A 17,328-nucleotide genomic window follows, 5' to 3' on the forward strand; every position below is an offset into this window, starting at 1 on the left:
GCAAAAAGTATGCACTTATAATTTTCCATTTCAGACACCATATAACATATTGTGAAAATTTATTAAAAGGATGGGTGCTTCATGAATATTAGAAGTTTTCGCTTACCTTTTTTTGAAAAAGAAACTCAAAATGTTATGCATCATGACTTAGAAGCCTCTGAGACAATCAGCAATTTCTTACTTTCCCATATTCCCATTAAGACTAATATACCACTCATTCTCGTTTGTATCGGAACAGACCGTTCCACCGGTGATGCACTTGGTCCATTAGTTGGTACTAAACTAGAACAAATTGAAATCAAAAACCTTCAAGTGTTCGGCACACTAGACGAACCAATACATGCACTAAACTTAGAAGAGAAAATTCAGAATATACAGAAAGAAAATCCTACTTCATTTATTATTGCTGTTGATGCATGTTTAGGTAAATCTCAAAGTATCGGTTCTATAACTACCGGAAAGGGCCCCAGTAAACCTGGAGCTGCGATGAATAAGAAATTACCTGAAATTGGTGATTTGCATATTCATGGCATCGTAAATTTAAATGGTTTCATGGAGTTTTTCGTACTTCAAAATACAAGACTAAGTTTAGTCATGAAGATGGCTGATGTAATTGCACAAAGTATAAAAGAAACAGACCAAAAATTATCTGCATTAAAAAAAGCAAACCATCTATAAACAATAAGATGGTTTGCTTTTTAATTTCCCTTTGATAATAATTCTAAAATTCGATTTAAGTCTTCTTTATTAAAAAATTCGATTTCGATTTTACCTTTTTCTTTTTTCGTTTCTTTGATCTTTACATCCGTACCAAACTTTTCTCTTAAAAATGTTTCACGCTCTACAAAAAATATATTTCTTTCTTTTTTCACTTGTTGTGTTTCACGTGAAACACGTTGATTAATTTCCTGGACAATTTGTTCCAATTGGCGAACATTCAGTCCTTCTTTTTCAATTCGCTTCAATAAAGATTTCAACTGTTCTTCATCTTTTATTGTAAGTAAAGTTCTTCCATGAGCCATTGAAAGCTGACCGTTTGCAATCATATCTTGAACGAATGAAGGGAGGCTTAACAATCGAGTATAATTTGCGATATAAGGCCTGCTTTTACCAAGACGTTTTGCTAATTGTTCTTGTGTTACATTTAGCTCGTTCATTAACATCTGATATGCCATTGCCTCTTCCATAGGATTTAAATCTTCTCGTTGTAAGTTTTCAAGCAAAGCAAATTCCATCATTTGCTGCTCATTTAATTGCCTTACGACAGCAGGCACTTTCTCAAGTCCGGCCTCTTTAGCAGCACGATATCTTCTTTCACCTGCAACTATTTCATATCCTTTAATACTCTTTCGAGCAATTAACGGTTGCAATATACCGTGCTCTTTAATAGAAGCCGCTAATTCCTGAATCGCTTCTTTATTGAAATGTTTACGTGGTTGATATGGATTCGGCCTTAATTCAGTTACTATAATCTCCTGAATCGTTTCTTCTTCTTTCACATCTAAATCTGGAAAAAACACATTGATTCCTCTTCCTAATCCCTTAGCCACCTGCAATCACTTCCTCTGCTAAATCTAAATATACTTCTGCTCCTCTTGATTTAGCGTCATACTGCATAATTGGTTTTCCATGACTTGGTGCCTCACTTAAGCGAACATTACGAGGAATAATCGAACGATATACTTTATCCCTAAAGTATTTTTTCACTTCATCTATAACTTGAATTCCTAAATTTGTACGAGCATCCAACATCGTTAACAATACACCTTGAATTGCTAAATTTTTATTTAAATGCTTTTGCACAAGTCGAACTGTATTTAATAGCTGACTTAACCCTTCCAGCGCGTAATATTCACACTGTACAGGAATAATAACAGAATCTGCTGCTGTTAATGCATTAATCGTTAATAATCCTAAGGATGGGGGACAGTCAATAATAATATACTCATATTCATCACGAATTGACTGTAATGCTCTTTGCAAGCGTACTTCCCGGGAAATGGTTGGTACCAATTCAATTTCAGCACCAGCCAATTGAATTGTAGCGGGTAGAACATCTAAGTTTTCAGTTGTGGTTTTCCGTATAACGCCTTGAACATCTGCATCTTCCACAAGAACATTATAAATACATTGATCTAATTCAGACTTTTCAATTCCTACACCAGTCGTTGCATTTCCTTGAGCATCAATATCTACGAGAAGGACTTTTTTTCCTACTTGTGCCAATCCAGCCCCTAAATTAACGGATGTTGTTGTTTTTCCAACACCGCCTTTTTGATTAGCGATAGCAATGATTTTTCCCACGATGTCACCTACTTTCAACCTTTCTTATTCTAGAAACAATTACTTTTATTGTAACATGAAATAAAAGTTTTTCTTTTACGTCCTTATTAAACTTCAAAATTTATTTCCAAACTCCTTCTTGCTTTAACAAGAAAATATAGTAAAAGAGACCTCTCCAATAGGATAAGGTCTCTAGCACGTAATTATTTTTTCTTCGGAATTTTAATCGTAATTTGATAGTATTCATCAAACTCTTCTTCCGCAGAATTAACATTCAAACCACTGTTAGCAACCATTTGTAATGATTGTCTAATTGTGTTCATAGCAATTCTTGCATCTCGACTTACTGCTTTTTGCTTCGCTTTGCGCTTTGGTTTTACTTCTTCTAGTAACTTTGCAATTCGTTCTTCTGTTTGCTTTACATTCAATTGCTTCTCCACAATCTCTTGTAAAACCTTCAGTTGTAATTCCTCATTTTTCAAAGGAATAAGGGCGCGAGCATGCCGTTCTGTAATACTTTTTTCTAATAATGCACTTTTGATTTCTTCAGGCAATTTTAATAATCGCAATTTATTTGCGACTGTCGATTGTCCTTTTCCAAGTCGTTGTGCCAATGCTTCTTGTGTTAAATTATGTAACTCAATCAGCTTTTGATATGCCACAGCTTCCTCAATTGCTGTTAATTCCTCACGTTGCAAATTTTCAATTAACGCTACAGAAGCTGTCTCAGTATCATTTAAATTCTTTATTATTGCAGGAACTTTTTCCCACCCTAACTTTGTTGCTGCGCGGAAACGCCTTTCCCCGGCAATAATCTCGTACTTATCATCCTCATACTGTCTCACAACAATCGGCTGGATAAGCCCATGTGTACGAATCGTTAATGCTAGCTCCTCAATACGTGCATCGTCAAAAACTGTTCGTGGTTGATAACGGTTAGGGGTAATGTTTACTATCGGAATTTCCTGTATTTCTTCATATACCTTTTTAGCTATTTCTTCATGGCTTTCGTCTTGTAATTCGAATTCGCTCTCTTTATCTCCAAAGCCAAATAAACGAGAAAACGTATTTTTCATACATATTCCACCACCTTTTAGGCCTATTGACTGTTCTACATAAAATGTTTCCTATGAAACATTTACGTTTTCATTTATATAATTTAATCTTACGTCTAATAAGATTTATTTTTCAATAGGTAATTTATTGGGCGTTCCCGGTTTGCGTGGATATTTCTTTGGTGTCTTGCGCTTTTTCTCGATTAATAAAATATTACGCTCACTTTCTTCAAACGGTAATTGGAACGTAGACATTTCTTTCAATTCTCCGCCAAGTACCTCTAAAGCATATTTGCCATTTTCGATTTCTTCGTTCGCCGCTGCACCTTTCATTGCAATGAATGTTCCCCCTACTTTTACAAGTGGTAAACATAGCTCACTTAATACAGAAAGACGTGCAACTGCACGTGCCATTACAATATCGTATGCTTCACGTACACCTTCTTTTTTTCCAAATGTTTCAGCACGATCATGACAAAATGCAACATCACTTAATTCTAACTTTTGCGCTAAGTGATTTAAGAAATTAATACGTTTTTGTAATGAATCTACAATTGTTACTTTTAAGTGCGGGAAACAGATTTTTAAAGGGATACTTGGGAAGCCAGCTCCTGCTCCAACATCACAAATAGAAAATGGTTTCGAAAAATCATAATAAAAAGCCGCTGTAACAGAATCAAAAAAGTGTTTTAAGTATACTTCCTCTTTCTCCGTAATAGCCGTTAAGTTCATTTTTTCATTCCACTCTACTAACGTTTCAAAATAGATTTCGAACTGCTCTAACTGTCTAGAAGAGAGGGAAATACCCTTCTCTTCTAGCATAGATTGAAATTGTTCTATGTTCATCTAGCAATATCTCCTTACTATGTTATTGGTTCGATACTCGTGCAATTTTTCCTTGTTCAATGTAAATAAGCAAAATAGAAACATCAGCTGGATTTACGCCAGAAATACGTGAAGCTTGCCCCATCGAAAGTGGACGAACATCTTTCAATTTCTGTCTCGCTTCTGTGGCAAGGCTAGAAATCGCATCATAATCAATATCCACAGGGATTTTTTTGTTTTCCATTTTCTTCATACGTTCTACTTGCTGTAAAGATTTCTCGATATATCCTTCATACTTAATCTGAATTTCAACTTGTTCTGTAATTTCATCATTTAATTCTAATTCACTTGGTACTAAAAGATGAATATGCTCATATGTCATCTCTGGACGACGTAATAAGTCACTTGCACGTATTCCATCTTTCAATTCGCTTCCACCAATACTACGAATTAATTCTTGAACTTCAGGACGCGGTTTAATAAAAATACTCTCTAACCGTTCCTTTTCCTGTTCAATTTGTAGTTTTTTATTTGTAAATCTCTCATAACGATCTTCTTTAATTAAACCAATTTCACGCCCAACCTCAGTTAGACGAAGATCTGCATTATCATGGCGTAATAATAAACGATATTCTGCACGAGACGTTAATAAACGGTATGGTTCATTTGTGCCTTTTGTTACAAGATCATCAATTAAGACACCAATATATGCATCAGCGCGACCTAAAATAACTTCTTTTTTACCTAAAGAACGACACGCTGCATTAATTCCAGCCATAAGCCCTTGTCCTGCCGCTTCTTCGTAACCAGAAGTTCCATTAATTTGTCCTGCTGTATATAAATTTTTAATTTTTTTCGTTTCAAGTGTTGGCCATAGTTGAGTTGGTACAATTGCATCATATTCAATTGCATAACCCGTACGCATCATTTCAACATTTTCCAGGCCAGGAATTGTTCTAAGCATTGCACGCTGTACATCTTCTGGTAAACTCGTCGATAAGCCTTGTACATATACTTCTTGCGTATTACGTCCTTCTGGTTCTAAGAAAATTTGATGACGTGGTTTATCATTAAATCTTACTACCTTGTCTTCAATTGAAGGGCAATATCTAGGCCCTGTTCCTTTAATCATACCAGAATACATAGCTGAGCGATGTAAGTTTTCATCTATTAAACGATGTGTTTCTGTACTTGTATACGTTAACCAACATGGAATTTGATCCATAATGAATTTTGTCGTTTCAAAAGAGAAAGCACGTGGCTTATCATCACCTGGTTGAATTTCTGTTTTACTATAATCAATCGTATTACTGTTTACACGCGGAGGTGTACCTGTTTTAAATCTAACAAGATCAAAACCAAGTTCCTCTAAGTGTTCAGATAACGTAATAGATGGTTGCTGATTATTTGGACCACTTGAATATTTTAAATCTCCCATAATAATCTCACCACGTAAAAATGTTCCCGTTGTAATTACAACTGTTTTCGCTGTGTATTCGGCACCAGCTTGCGTAATTACCCCTTTACATACACCATCTTCAACAATTAAACGCTCTACCAGACCTTGAAACAATGTTAAGTTTGGTGTTTCTTCAATTGTTTTCTTTAACTCATGCTGGTAAGAGAATTTATCAGCTTGTGCACGAAGCGCACGTACAGCTGGTCCTTTACCCGTATTTAACATACGCATTTGAATATGTGTTTTATCAATATTGCGTCCCATTTCTCCGCCTAATGCATCAATTTCACGAACAACAATCCCTTTTGCTGGTCCACCAACAGAAGGGTTACATGGCATGAACGCTACCATATCTAAGTTAATTGTTAACATTAATGTTTTTGAGCCCATTCGTGCTGCCGCAAGACCAGCTTCACATCCTGCATGACCTGCACCGATTACTATGACATCATATGAACCGGCATTGTATCCCATTGTTTATTCCTCCTAATAACCTCTATCTTACTAAATCATCTCTGATTAAAGTTTTACTTTATTTTCCTAAACAAAATTGAGAGAACAATTGGTCAATTAAGCTTTCATGGACAGTATCACCAGTAATTTCACCAAGTATTTCCCACGCTCTTGTTAAATCAATTTGAACCATATCAATCGGAACACCATTTTCTATCGCTTCAATTGCATCATTAATTGTTCTTCCTGCTTGTGTTAACAATCCGATATGTCTCGCATTAGACACGTATGTCATATCCGCAGAATCAATTGTTCCTTCAAAGAATAAATCAGCTATTGCCTTTTCAAGCTCATCTATTCCTTGCTCCTCAATTAAAGATGTTGTAATAACACGATTGCCTACCGCTAAATCTGTAACACGTTCCATATCAATTTCTTGCGGTAAATCTGTCTTATTTACAATGACAATGAAATCTTTTCCTTGTACGGCACGGAATAGATCCTCATCTTCATTTGTTAAAGCCTCGCTATAGTTCACTACAATTAACACTAAGTCTGCTTGGCTCATCATTTCCTTCGAACGCTCTACACCAATTCGTTCAACAATATCTTCCGTTTCACGAATTCCGGCTGTATCTATAAGTTTAAGTGGTACACCACGCACATTAACGTACTCTTCAATAACATCACGAGTTGTTCCTGCAATATCAGTTACAATTGCCTTTTTCTCCTGAACAAGACTATTTAATAGCGATGATTTCCCAACGTTAGGTCTACCGATAATCGCGGTAGAAATGCCTTCACGTAAAATCTTTCCTTGCTTCGATGTTTCTAATATCTTTGCAATTTCAGCACGGACATGTGTAGCTTTCTCAATTAAAATATTATGTGTCATCTCTTCTACATCATCATATTCTGGGTAATCTATATTCACCTCAATATGAGCTAATGTTTCTAATATTTCTTGACGCAGATGGCCGATTAATTTAGATAATCGTCCTTCCATTTGGTTAATCGCTACATTCATAGCACGATCTGTTTTCGCGCGGATTAAGTCCATAACAGCTTCTGCTTGTGACAAATCAATACGTCCATTTAAAAAAGCACGTTTTGTAAATTCACCAGGCTCTGCCAGTCGTACTCCTTGTGCTAAAATAAGCTGTAATACTTTATTTACCGAAACAAGCCCACCATGACAGTTAATTTCTACTATATTTTCACGCGTAAAAGTCCTTGGTGCGCGCATAATGGATACCATAACTTCTTCAATAACTTGATTTGTATCTAAATCGACAATATGACCATAATGAATTGTATGAGAAGAAACCTGTGTTAAATCCTTCCCTTTAAAAATACGATCGACTTTCTCAATCGCATCATCCCCACTTACTCGAACAATGGCAATTGCACCTTCCCCAAGTGCTGTGGAAATTGCGGCAATTGTATCAAATTCCATGTCCTTTCACCTCACTTGCTTATTTATCTCTATTTCAACATGAATTTTTTCCGTCACTAAATTATTAGGATACCATAACGAACCTATCTACAAAAGAATAATAACTCATTTTATTATGTCCTTATGTAAAAAACACTAAACTTATTCACAGTGGATAAATCTAGTGTTTTTTAGTTATCCACATTTATTTTCTCCTCAAAAAAACCGGCACTCAATTGAGTAACCGGTCACTTGGAAGATATTACAACATACCGATGTGGTTCTTTCCCTTCAGAAGTTGTAATGATATTTTGATGATTAGATAATGCTTGGTGAATAATTTTTCGTTCAAAAGAAGGCATTGGTTCTAGGACAACTCTTTTTTTCGTACTCACTACTTGTTTTGCCAATCGATAAGAAAGAGATTCTAACGTAGTTTTTCTTTTACTACGATAGTTTTCAGCATCCAGTGTAATACCAATATATTGCTTTGTATTACGATTCGCAACAAGTTTTGTTAAATACTGTAAAGAATTCAACGTATTACCTCTTTTACCAATTAAAACACCAATGTTTTCACCAGAAATTGTAAATTCAACTTCGCGTCCTTTTACAATTTTTCTAATCTCAACTTCCACACCCATATTTTGAATAACATTTTTTAAATATTCTTCACATTCTTGGATTGGATCTTTTTTCAATACAACTTCTACTACAGCGAGGCGATTCCCAAATAAACCTAGGAATCCCCTCTTACCCTCATCGATAATATTTATATCTACTCGATCTTTCGAAACATTTAATTGTCTTAAAGCATCTTGTACTGCCAGCTCGACTGTTTGTCCTTTAGCAGTAATTATACTCACTTGCTTGATCCTCCTGCCTTACTAGCCTTAATTTCAGGCCCTTTGATCATATACATTTGAGCGATACCAAAGATATTACCAACTACCCAGTACAATGATAGTGCTGCTGGGAAGTTAATTGCAAAGACTAAGATCATAATTGGCATAAGCCAAATCATCATTGCCATTTGCGGATTTTGCCCAGCCGTTCCTGCCATTGCAAGCTTTTGCTGAATAAAAGTCGTAATAGCCGCAACGATTGGAAGGATATAGTAAGGATCTGCCTGTCCTAAATCAAACCATAAAAATGTATGTTTACTAATTTCTGCCGTTCTCATAATCGCATGATAAAAAGCGAATAGAATAGGCATCTGAACAAATATTGGTAAACATCCTGCTAATGGATTTACACCATTTTTTTGGTACAACTGCATCATTTCTTGTTGTAATTTTTGTTGTGTTGCTTGATCTTTTGAGCTGTACTTTTCTTTTAATTTCACCATTTCTGGTTGTAACGCCTGCATTGCTTTCGTACTCTTCGTTTGTTTAATCATTAATGGTAATAATGCAAAACGAATGATAAGAGTTGTAACAACGATTGCTAAACCATAATTACTACCAAATAAATTTGCAAAATACGTGATTAACTGAGAAAGCGGGTATACGAAATATTCATTCCAAATCCCAGTGCTTTTCGGTGTAATCGGCTGATTTGTTTCACTACAGCCGGTAGCGATTGCCATTAACATAATAACCATGGCTAATAAACCTATTTTCTTTTTCAAAGCTTGCTCCTCCTTGTTTCGGTATGTATATAGTGTAATTCATTTCCTTACGCTACTTTTTTATTCTCTTCATACCAGAGCGTTTAAAGACATGAATTAAGCTTTTCTTTAACTCTTCATATGTCATCTCTGCACAAGGCTTCCTTGCTATTATAACAAAATCTTTTCCAGAATCTATCTCATCTTTTAATTCTATAATCGATTGGCGAATCATACGCTTAATTCGATTACGAACTACTGCATTTCCTATTTTCTTACTAACAGAAAGACCAATGCGAAAATGCGGCTGTTTTTCTTTATCTAATTTGTATACAACAAACTGGCGATTGGCATTCGATTGTCCTTTTTGGAAAACAGCCTGGAATTCATCATTCTTTTTTATACGATTTTTTTTCTTCATATCATTTGACACTCCTGTATCTCATCAGCAGAAACTCATTATTATTAGAAAAAAAGACCACTGAACGATCAGTGGTCTACGCAGATAATACTTTTCTTCCTTTACGACGACGAGCTGCTAGCACTCTACGTCCGTTTGCTGTGCTCATACGGCTGCGGAAACCATGTACTTTGCTGCGCTTACGTTTATTTGGTTGGTAAGTTCTTTTCATTATATGACACCTCCCTGAGGAATATCTGTTAAAGACAGTCTAATAAATTATAGTAAATCAAATAGGAAAATGTCAATGGTTCTCGAAATTTTCATCAAATATTCATTTTTAACCTATTCACACACTTTTTCACAGTCCCTATATTTCCTTGTGGATAAATATATTTTCTCTTTTTTGTATCCACAAACTCTTTTTTTACTTTTACACAGTATATCGTATTGTGGACAAGTTTATTCCACAAGGTATTGATTTTGTGGATAACTTTCTTAAATTCATTGCTATAGCTGCTTTTTTTTGATATTATAGTTGTGTTTTCACTTTGAATAAGTTTTCCACACCTTTATTTTATCCACAATTTGTGTATAACATGTGGATAGTTTAAATCACATGTGGGTAAATAGTTGTCCACATTTGTTTTTTTGTCGAAAACTCTATCTCGGATACTAACGACGTTTTTATATTTTAAAATACGTTTCGTATAAATATGCATTAGAAATATTTACAGGTTGTACAATTGTTGCGCAACCTTATTCTTTTACCATCTTTGTAAAGGAGGGACACCTTTGGAAAATATCTCTGATTTATGGAATAGTGCCTTAAAAGAATTAGAAAAAAAGGTAAGCAAGCCAAGTTATGAAACCTGGTTAAAATCAACAACTGCTCATAACTTGAAAAAAGATGTATTAACTATTACAGCTCCAAATGAATTCGCTCGTGACTGGCTAGAATCTCATTATTCGGAACTAATCTCCGAAACACTTTATGATTTAACAGGGGCAAAACTAGCTATTCGTTTTATCATTCCCCAAAGTCAGGCAGAAGAGGATATAGATCTCCCTTCTGTTAAGCAAAAACACGCACATGATGAGTCTAATCACTTACCACAGAGTATGTTAAACCCAAAATATACATTTGATACATTTGTTATTGGCTCTGGTAATCGTTTTGCACATGCTGCTTCTTTAGCTGTAGCTGAGGCACCAGCTAAAGCCTATAATCCGCTCTTTATTTACGGGGGCGTTGGACTTGGAAAAACACATTTAATGCACGCAATTGGGCATTATGTAATTGAACACAACCCGAATGCAAAAGTTGTATATTTATCATCTGAAAAATTTACAAATGAATTTATTAACTCAATTCGTGATAATAAAGCTGTCGATTTTCGTAATAAATATCGTAATGTAGATGTCTTATTGATAGATGATATTCAATTTCTTGCTGGAAAAGAACAAACACAGGAAGAGTTTTTCCATACATTTAATGCGTTACATGAAGAAAGTAAACAAATTGTGATTTCAAGCGATAGACCACCAAAAGAAATCCCAACTTTAGAAGATCGCCTTCGTTCTCGCTTTGAATGGGGGTTAATTACGGACATTACGCCACCAGATTTAGAAACTAGAATCGCAATTTTACGTAAAAAAGCAAAAGCAGAAGGTCTTGATATACCAAATGAAGTTATGCTTTATATCGCAAATCAAATCGATTCAAATATTCGTGAACTAGAGGGTGCACTTATTCGAGTTGTAGCTTATTCATCTTTAATTAATAAAGATATGAATGCTGATTTAGCGGCTGAAGCGCTTAAAAATATTATTCCAAACTCTATACCTAGAATTATTTCTATTTCTGATATTCAAAAGGCTGTTGGAGGCGTCTATCAGGTAAAGTTAGAAGATTTCAAAGCAAAAAAACGGACAAAATCCGTTGCATTCCCTCGCCAAATTGCGATGTATTTATCACGTGAACTTACGGACTCATCTTTGCCAAAAATAGGTGAAGAATTTGGTGGCCGCGATCATACAACAGTAATCCATGCTCACGAAAAAATTTCGAAGCTATTAAAAACGGATACTCAATTACAAAAACACGTTGAAGAAATTAAGGATATTTTAAAATAGTAGTAGCTGAATAGTGTGAATAACTTGGCTTATTTTACGCACAGTCTATCCACATGTAGATAGACTGTTTTTACATCTTCAAACAGGGTTATCCACATATCCACAAGCCCTATTACTATTACTACTACTTTTTTATCTTTATTAAATAAATAAAATCTTATACTTACCGGAGGTTTTTCGTTATGCGTTTTACAATACAAAAAGACTATCTTGTAAGAAGTGTACAAGATGTAATGAAGGCAGTTTCTTCTCGTACAACAATTCCAATTCTTACAGGAATTAAAGTTGTAGCAACTGAAGAAGGAGTTACTTTAACAGGTAGTGATGCAGACATCTCTATCGAATCATTTATCCCAGTCGAAGATGCTGGAAAAGAAATTGTGGAAATTGAACAATCAGGAAGTATTATTTTACAAGCAAAGTATTTTAGTGAGATCGTAAAAAAATTACCTAAAGAAACTGTCGAAATTTCTGTGGAAAATCATTTTATGACAAAAATAAAATCTGGAAAATCAGAGTTCAACTTAAATGGTTTAGATGCTGCTGAATATCCGTTATTACCACAAATCGAAGAACATCACGTATTTAAGATTCCAACAGATTTACTAAAGCACATGATTCGTCAAACAGTATTTGCAGTTTCAAGTTCTGAAACAAGACCGATCTTGACAGGTGTAAACTGGAAGGTATATAACAGCGAGCTAACTTGCATTGCAACAGATAGTCACAGGCTAGCACTTCGTAAAGCAAAAATCGAAGGGTATAATATTGCCGATGAATTTCAAGCGAATGTCGTTATTCCTGGTAAGAGCTTAAGTGAATTAAGTAAAATTCTAGATGAATCTGAAGAAATGGTAGATATCGTTATTACGGAGTATCAAGTATTATTCCGTACAAAACATTTATTATTCTTCTCAAGATTATTAGAAGGAAATTATCCAGATACAACGCGTTTAATTCCAGCTGAAAGTAAAACTGATATATTTGTAAATACAAAAGAATTTTTACAAGCGATTGATCGTGCGTCGCTATTAGCAAGAGATGGTCGTAACAACGTTGTTAAATTATCAACATTAGAACAACAGATGTTAGAGATTTCTTCGAATGCACCAGAAATCGGAAAAGTAGTAGAAGAGGTTCAATGTGAAAATGTAGATGGAGAAGAATTAAAAATATCTTTTAGTGCAAAATATATGATGGACGCATTAAAAGCTTTAGATAGTACAGAAATTAAAGTTAGTTTTACTGGAGCGATGAGACCGTTTTTAATTCGCACAGTAAATGATAATTCTATTATCCAGTTAATTTTACCAGTCCGTACTTACTAAGTAAGGATTAAGGGTTGCTAGTGTAAAGGTACTAGTGACCCTTATTTGATTTGTAGGGTATTACTTTCCTAATGCTAGTTTATTTAGTACAATGAAAGAATGAACACTTTCAGAAAGTGAGCGATTTTATGAAACTTATTAAGATTTCAACAGAATACATTACACTAGGACAATTTTTAAAGTTAGCTGATGTAATTGATACAGGTGGCGCTGTGAAATGGTTCTTACAAGAATATGAAGTATATGTGAATCAAGAACTTGAAAATAGAAGAGGCCGAAAGTTATATGCAAATGATGTTGTTGAAATTCCGGGAAGCGGAACTTTCCAAGTTCAGGCATAAAGGGGGATCCCTTTGTTTATTACAGAGATACAATTAAAAAACTATCGCAATTATGAGCATTTAGAGCTTTCCTTTGAGGATAAAGTCAATGTAATTATTGGTGAAAATGCGCAAGGGAAAACGAATCTGATGGAAGCTATTTATGTATTGGCGATGGCGAAATCCCATAGAACTTCGAACGATCGTGAACTCATTCGTTGGGATGAGGATTATGGTAATATAAAAGGTAGATTACAAAGGCGAAATAGTTCATTATCCTTAGAATTAAATATTTCAAAAAAAGGTAAAAAGGCAAAGTTAAATCACTTAGAACAACAAAAATTGAGCCAGTATATTGGTGAAATGAATGTTGTTATGTTTGCCCCAGAAGATTTAAATCTTGTAAAAGGAAGCCCCCAAGTACGAAGACGCTTTTTGGATATGGAACTTGGACAAATAGCTCCGGTCTATTTGTATGAATTAAGTCAATATCAAAAGGTACTCACGCAACGAAATCATTTACTTAAGAAGATGCAAGGGAATAGTAAAAATGAGGAAACGATGTTGGATGTATTTACACTTCAACTTATTGAGCATGGTGCAAAAATTTTGCGAAAACGTTTTGAGTTTTTGCATTTACTACAAGAATGGGCTGCTCCAATTCACCGCGGGATTAGCAGGGGATTAGAGGAGTTAGAAATTGTTTATAAACCAAGTGTAGATGTATCAGAATCAATGGATTTGTCGAAAATAAAAGAAGTATACTATGAAAGTTTTCAATCTGTGAAACAACGTGAAATTTTTCGTGGTACAACTTTACTAGGTCCTCATCGTGATGATTTACACTTCTTCGTTAATAGTAAAAATGTTCAAGTCTTTGGTTCACAAGGACAACAACGAACAACCGCACTATCCCTAAAATTGGCTGAAATTGAATTGATATACTCAGAGGTTAAGGAATATCCAATCCTTTTACTAGATGATGTGTTATCAGAATTAGATGATTATCGCCAATCGCATCTGCTAAATACAATTCAAGGAAAAGTACAAACCTTTGTGACGACGACGAGTGTCGACGGAATTGAACACGAAACATTGAAAGAAGCGAAAACAATTCATGTAACGAACGGCACGGTAGATTGTGAAATAGACAGGAAATAATTTCTGTTTAAATGGAAAAGTAGGTGATCTTTGTGTCAATGGAACAAAAGCAAATGCAGGAAAATGCATATGATGAAAGTCAGATCCAGGTGTTAGAAGGACTGGAAGCGGTTCGTAAGCGTCCTGGTATGTATATCGGTTCTACAAGTGGAAAAGGTCTTCATCACCTCGTATGGGAAATAGTTGATAACAGTATTGACGAAGCTTTAGCGGGATATTGTGATGAAATTAATGTCAGTATTGAAGAAGATAATAGTATTGTTGTAACAGATGATGGTCGTGGTATCCCAGTTGGTATTCAAGAGAAAATGGGACGTCCCGCTGTAGAAGTTATTATGACGGTACTCCATGCCGGTGGTAAATTTGGCGGTGGCGGTTATAAAGTCTCCGGTGGTTTGCATGGAGTAGGTGCATCTGTTGTAAATGCTTTATCAATAGAATTAGAGGTATTTGTACATCGAGATGGAAAAATACACTATCAAAAATATGAACGTGGGATCCCAGCTGCGGATTTAAAAGTAATAGGTGAAACTGATCGTACAGGAACGATCACACGCTTTAAGCCAGATGCAGAAATTTTTACAGAGACGACAGAATACGAATTTGATACATTAGCTACTCGTATGCGTGAGTTGGCGTTTTTAAATCGTAATATTAAATTAACAATTGAAGATAAGCGTGAACATAAGCAAAAGAAAGAATTCCATTATGAAGGTGGAATTAAATCATATGTTGAACATTTAAATCGTTCAAAACAACCGATTCATGAAGAACCTGTATATGTTGACGGTTCAAAAGATGGGATTCAGGTTGAGGTTGCTCTTCAATATAACGAAGGCTATACAAATCATATTTATTCATTTACAAATAATATTCATACGTATGAAGGCGGTACACATGAAGTAGGTTTTAAGACTGCTCTAACACGTGTAATTAACGATTATGGTCGTAAAAATAATATTTTAAAAGATGCGGATAGTAATTTAACTGGTGAAGATGTTCGTGAAGGTTTAACAGCAATCGTGTCAATTAAGCATCCAAATCCACAATTTGAAGGACAAACAAAGACGAAACTTGGAAATAGTGAAGCGAGAACGATTACAGAGTCTGTATTCTCAGAGGCGTTTGAAAAGTTCTTATTAGAAAATCCCAATGTTGCACGTAAAATTATAGATAAAGGGACTATGGCAGCACGTGCACGTGTAGCGGCTAAAAAAGCTCGTGAACTAACGCGCCGAAAGAGTGCTTTAGAAGTTTCAAGTTTACCAGGGAAGCTAGCTGATTGTTCTTCTAAAGATCCAGCAATTAGCGAAATTTATATCGTGGAGGGTGACTCGGCGGGCGGATCTGCAAAACAAGGACGCGATCGTCATTTCCAAGCGATTTTACCACTGAAGGGTAAAATTATTAACGTTGAAAAGGCACGTTTAGATAAGATTTTATCAAATGATGAAGTTCGTACAATTATTACAGCAATAGGTACAAACATTGGTGGGGATTTTGATATTGAAAAAGCTCGCTATCATAAAGTTATTATTATGACAGATGCCGATGTTGATGGTGCGCATATTCGTACCCTATTATTAACGTTCTTCTATCGTTATATGCGTCAAATCATTGAGTGTGGTTACATATATATCGCACAGCCACCGTTGTTTAAAGTACAACAAGGTAAAAAAATTCAATATGCTTATAACAATAAAGAACTTGAAAAAATACTAGCTGAATTACCAGCTCAACCTAAGCCTGGGATTCAGCGTTATAAAGGTCTAGGGGAAATGAATCCAACTCAGCTGTGGGAGACGACAATGGACCCAGAAGTACGTTCGTTACTTCAAGTTTCCCTTCAAGATGCAATTGAAGCGGATGAAACATTTGAAATTTTAATGGGTGATAAAGTAGAGCCGCGTCGTAACTTTATCCAAGAAAATGCAAAATACGTGAAAAACCTTGATATTTAAGTGAGTAATGACAGGAATCTAAGTATTCCTGTCTTCTACATATAAATCAATGTATGTGTAACGGAAATGTAAGAGGAGGTGCTCGTTGATGTCAGACAATCAACAACAAGCACGAATTCGAGAAATTAATATTAGTCATGAAATGCGTACCTCATTTTTAGATTACGCAATGAGTGTTATCGTGTCTCGTGCATTACCAGATGTTCGTGATGGATTAAAGCCGGTTCATCGTAGGGTTTTATATGCGATGAATGATTTAGGAATTACAGCTGATAAAGCATATAAGAAGTCGGCGCGTATTGTCGGCGAAGTAATTGGTAAGTATCACCCGCACGGTGATTCAGCTGTTTATGAAACAATGGTACGTATGGCGCAAGATTTTAGTCAACGTTACATGCTTGTTGATGGACATGGTAATTTCGGTTCTGTTGATGGAGATTCAGCGGCAGCAATGCGTTATACAGAAGCAAGAATGTCTAAGATTTCTATGGAATTAATACGCGATATTACAAAGAATACAATTGATTATCAAGATAACTACGATGGTTCTGAAAGAGAACCAGTTGTATTACCAGCGCGTTTCCCTAACTTATTAGTCAATGGTACGACGGGTATTGCGGTTGGTATGGCAACAAACATTCCACCGCATCAACTTGGAGAAGTAATTGATGGTGTGTTGGCATTAAGTCATAACCCTGATATCACTATCGCGGAATTAATGGAATATATTCCTGGACCAGACTTCCCAACATCAGGTTTAATCTTAGGGCGAAGTGGAATTCGAAGAGCTTACGAAACAGGTCGCGGTTCTATTATACTTCGTGCCAAAGTTGAAATTGAAGAGAGAGCAAATGGTAAACAAACTATTATCGTAACAGAACTACCTTATCAAGTTAATAAGGC

17 protein-coding genes (1 of these 17 only partly in view) are annotated in these 17,328 nt (G+C 35.4%); 7 read left to right on the plus strand and 10 right to left on the minus strand.

Annotation, left to right across the window (positions count from 1 at the left end):
- Nucleotides 1-81: 81 nt before the first annotated feature.
- Nucleotides 82-678 (plus strand): spore protease YyaC, encoded by a 597-nt coding sequence (gene yyaC, locus NSQ47_RS20580; RefSeq protein ID WP_002159665.1) that lies wholly within the window; start codon nt 82-84, stop codon nt 676-678.
- A 20-nt stretch (nt 679-698) separates the two neighbouring features.
- Here the strand turns inward: yyaC and spo0J are convergent, their stop codons facing one another.
- The 10 genes from spo0J to rpmH form a co-directional block, all read right to left on the minus strand.
- Complete coding sequence (gene spo0J / locus NSQ47_RS20585; RefSeq protein ID WP_171902578.1) at nt 699-1,550, minus strand: stage 0 sporulation protein Spo0J; 852 nt, start codon at nt 1,548-1,550, stop codon at nt 699-701.
- Complete coding sequence (soj, locus tag NSQ47_RS20590; RefSeq protein ID WP_341037933.1) at nt 1,543-2,304, minus strand: sporulation initiation inhibitor protein Soj; 762 nt, start codon at nt 2,302-2,304, stop codon at nt 1,543-1,545. Before soj ends, spo0J begins: the two co-directional genes overlap by 8 nt.
- A gap of 182 nt (nt 2,305-2,486) precedes the next feature.
- Entirely contained in the window at nt 2,487-3,359 is an 873-nt protein-coding gene (gene noc / locus NSQ47_RS20595; protein WP_002016471.1) for a nucleoid occlusion protein, read from the minus strand.
- A gap of 105 nt (nt 3,360-3,464) precedes the next feature.
- Entirely contained in the window at nt 3,465-4,184 is a 720-nt protein-coding gene (rsmG, locus tag NSQ47_RS20600) for a 16S rRNA (guanine(527)-N(7))-methyltransferase RsmG (protein ID WP_002089956.1), read from the minus strand.
- Between the two features lie 22 nt (nt 4,185-4,206).
- Nucleotides 4,207-6,096, minus strand: a complete 1,890-nt coding sequence (mnmG, locus tag NSQ47_RS20605; protein ID WP_002159664.1) for a tRNA uridine-5-carboxymethylaminomethyl(34) synthesis enzyme MnmG — start codon at nt 6,094-6,096, stop codon at nt 4,207-4,209.
- A 58-nt stretch (nt 6,097-6,154) separates the two neighbouring features.
- Nucleotides 6,155-7,531, minus strand: a complete 1,377-nt coding sequence (gene mnmE, locus NSQ47_RS20610) for a tRNA uridine-5-carboxymethylaminomethyl(34) synthesis GTPase MnmE (RefSeq protein WP_002034990.1) — start codon at nt 7,529-7,531, stop codon at nt 6,155-6,157.
- A gap of 227 nt (nt 7,532-7,758) precedes the next feature.
- Nucleotides 7,759-8,376, minus strand: coding sequence for an RNA-binding cell elongation regulator Jag/EloR (gene jag / locus NSQ47_RS20615; RefSeq protein ID WP_002113234.1), 618 nt, complete (start codon nt 8,374-8,376; stop codon nt 7,759-7,761).
- On the minus strand, nt 8,373-9,140 hold the full coding sequence (gene spoIIIJ / locus NSQ47_RS20620) for a YidC family membrane integrase SpoIIIJ (protein ID WP_002144555.1): 768 nt from the start codon (nt 9,138-9,140) through the stop codon (nt 8,373-8,375). The genes jag and spoIIIJ overlap by 4 nt, the downstream gene beginning before the upstream one ends.
- Nucleotides 9,141-9,192: 52 nt before the next feature.
- Nucleotides 9,193-9,540 carry a ribonuclease P protein component gene (gene rnpA, locus NSQ47_RS20625; protein ID WP_002089963.1) on the minus strand — a complete coding sequence of 116 codons (348 nt, stop codon included), beginning with the start codon at nt 9,538-9,540 and terminating at the stop codon, nt 9,193-9,195.
- 76 nt (nt 9,541-9,616) lie between these two features.
- Entirely contained in the window at nt 9,617-9,751 is a 135-nt protein-coding gene (gene rpmH, locus NSQ47_RS20630; protein WP_002068706.1) for a 50S ribosomal protein L34, read from the minus strand.
- A gap of 563 nt (nt 9,752-10,314) precedes the next feature.
- On the opposite strand from rpmH, the gene dnaA reads away from it, so the two are divergent.
- The 6 genes from dnaA to gyrA form a co-directional block, all read left to right on the plus strand.
- Entirely contained in the window at nt 10,315-11,655 is a 1,341-nt protein-coding gene (gene dnaA / locus NSQ47_RS20635) for a chromosomal replication initiator protein DnaA (protein WP_002144554.1), read from the plus strand.
- Nucleotides 11,656-11,837: 182 nt separating this feature from the next.
- Entirely contained in the window at nt 11,838-12,983 is a 1,146-nt protein-coding gene (gene dnaN / locus NSQ47_RS20640; protein WP_002068698.1) for a DNA polymerase III subunit beta, read from the plus strand.
- A 128-nt stretch (nt 12,984-13,111) separates the two neighbouring features.
- Nucleotides 13,112-13,324, plus strand: a complete 213-nt coding sequence (yaaA, locus tag NSQ47_RS20645; protein WP_002159661.1) for a S4 domain-containing protein YaaA — start codon at nt 13,112-13,114, stop codon at nt 13,322-13,324.
- A 12-nt stretch (nt 13,325-13,336) separates the two neighbouring features.
- On the plus strand, nt 13,337-14,464 hold the full coding sequence (recF, locus tag NSQ47_RS20650; protein WP_002159660.1) for a DNA replication/repair protein RecF: 1,128 nt from the start codon (nt 13,337-13,339) through the stop codon (nt 14,462-14,464).
- A gap of 38 nt (nt 14,465-14,502) precedes the next feature.
- Nucleotides 14,503-16,425 (plus strand): DNA topoisomerase (ATP-hydrolyzing) subunit B, encoded by a 1,923-nt coding sequence (gyrB, locus tag NSQ47_RS20655; RefSeq protein ID WP_033710559.1) that lies wholly within the window; start codon nt 14,503-14,505, stop codon nt 16,423-16,425.
- 88 nt (nt 16,426-16,513) lie between these two features.
- Nucleotides 16,514-17,328: the beginning of a DNA gyrase subunit A gene (gyrA, locus tag NSQ47_RS20660; RefSeq protein WP_002159658.1), read on the plus strand. The gene runs 1,657 nt beyond the window's last position; 815 of the gene's 2,472 nt are visible here — the first part of the coding sequence; its start codon is at nt 16,514-16,516; the stop codon falls past the right edge of the window.

The organism is Bacillus sp. FSL R10-2780, assembly GCF_038006125.1.
GTDB classification, from domain to species: domain Bacteria; phylum Bacillota; class Bacilli; order Bacillales; family Bacillaceae_G; genus Bacillus_A; species Bacillus_A cereus_U.